This is a genomic window from Luteolibacter pohnpeiensis (assembly GCF_016595435.1).
GTDB classification, from domain to species: domain Bacteria; phylum Verrucomicrobiota; class Verrucomicrobiia; order Verrucomicrobiales; family Akkermansiaceae; genus Luteolibacter; species Luteolibacter pohnpeiensis.
In genome coordinates this window covers 1-1,826 of sequence record NZ_JAENIJ010000105.1, presented here as the reverse complement: position 1 = coordinate 1,826, position 1,826 = coordinate 1, and the positions used below count along the sequence as shown (strand labels likewise).

The window sequence follows — 1,826 nt, the reverse complement described above, 5'->3', positions numbered from 1 at the left end:
GATTGCTCGGTGTTCCACATTTCCTCTTCGGTCGCCATGCCTTCCTCGATCATGAACTCGCGCATCAGCCGCACGAAGTCGGCGCGGCCACCCACTCGCAGCACCGTGGTCTTGGTGCCGTCTGGCAGAGTCACTTCATCCCGAACCTTGGTGAGATAGTCGAAAATCAGACCTTGAGCGCGATCGAGGAAGCGGGCGTTTTCCACACGCGATGAAAAGAACGCACGCAGCTTGATGTCGTCCTCCTGCGCCGCCCACTCGCTGGCATCCCACTCGGCAGGCAATTGCTCTTTATCGAGAAGGAACTCGATCCCTTCCTGCAATGACATCGGTTGATCAATCATAGGTTTTCCAGTCTCCGTTCCAGTTCCTTGCGCCAGGCATTGGCATAACTCTCCGCAAGCCGATCCTCCGGCGGCACGGCTCCCGGCCACGGGCTTTGGGTCACGCTCTTGAGAAGCAGATAGACGGCCCGAATCTTGGATCCGCCAGAAGCTCCCGATTTTCCCTTCTTCTTTCGGCCTTTCTTCACGCCAGCTTCAACTTGCTCGAACAGGGCACGCTTGCCTTTGATCGTGAAAAGCCGGGTGTGATAGAAAATCTCGTAATCCTTTGCACGACGGCCGCGAGCTTCCGGGATGATCGGAATCGTCAACGCCTTGGCCCGCTTGGCGCGGATGGTCCCGCCATGAACCTTGTGAGCATAGTGGTCGGCGTCGTTAAAGATGATGGCGCCGTCCTGATCCGAACTGCCGAACGACCAACCTGCGGTGATGGTCGAGCCAAACGCGGAGCCTTCGCCCCCACCCTTGCCCATGTAGTTCTTGCCACGCCATTTGCCGGCGCGGTCGAACTCGCGATGATACGCAGCTGCCTCAAGCACCGCAGCCTTGCCCGCGACTTTGTTCAGCCCCGCCTTTTCAGAACCGGAGAGGCTTTCGACGTATCGCTGCATGAACTCGCTCGCGTCGTTTTTCACACTGACCTTGAGAGCAATCATGATTCGTAGCGGCTTGTGCTGCCTGCCAGGACTCCCGAAGAAATGGCTTCCTCGAAAGCCGTCTGCAGTGCGGGCGTGTTGAATCGCCCGAAAAGCTCAGGCATTTCGCGATGTGCTTTCTCCAAGGCCGCTTCGAAATCCTGATCGTTCACGTTGTTCGACATCGCCAAAGCAGCCAATCGTTCGAAGGCCGGGCGTACCGGCGAAAGCCATTCGCGGGAAACACCGGTTAGATTCTTCAGGACGTTTTCTGCCAGGCGATCAATGGTCGAAGGCTGGCTGTCGGCGTAATCCTCCCGGATGCTGGCTGCAACGGTCGTGCTCGGCATTCGGTGCACCATCATCAGGATGCGCGTGATCGGTGCCTGTAAACGAATCACCTTGATCGGCTTTTCCTGTTTCAACGCGGCAAGCCACTGGTGATGGCCGTCGACGACGTGATTGTCCTGGGAAATGAGGATGGCGCGATTGCCGCCGCTGTAGTTCGACGCGGCGTCTACTTTTTCGGGAGCATACTCGGCTTGGGTTGCTTTTAACGAATCGGCTTCGACTTCTTCCGACGTGCTTTCGATCCCGCGAGCTCGCAAAAATCCAACCAGGGCACCGCGATTGCCGCTGGCGATTTGTGGCATTTCCGATCGGGGAATGCCGAGCGTGCCAGATCCTGCCGGGAACCTGCGCCAAGTCAGCGATGCGTCCGCCGCCTTCACCTTCGGTTTTTCGCCCGGCTTCTCATCAAACTTTTCCAAGTCCTCCTTTGTTTCGTGGCCACGTTCGGCTGTCTCAGGATCTCCCTGGGCACCATTCGGAGCGGCTTGGAAAAGCT

General features: G+C 57.8%; 3 protein-coding genes. All 3 read right to left on the bottom strand.

Annotated elements, in window-relative coordinates; genetic code table 11:
* On the bottom strand, window positions 1-329 hold a 329-nt coding region (locus tag JIN85_RS20315; RefSeq protein WP_200274292.1), incomplete at its 3' end, for a hypothetical protein.
* 11 nt (window positions 330-340) lie between these two features.
* Window positions 341-1,000: a hypothetical protein gene (locus JIN85_RS20310; protein ID WP_200274290.1), complete on the bottom strand. Its 660-nt coding sequence runs from the start codon at window positions 998-1,000 to the stop codon at window positions 341-343.
* A partial coding sequence (locus JIN85_RS20305; protein ID WP_200274288.1) for a hypothetical protein occupies window positions 997-1,826 on the bottom strand: 830 nt, incomplete at its 5' end. The genes JIN85_RS20305 and JIN85_RS20310, both read right to left, overlap by 4 nt.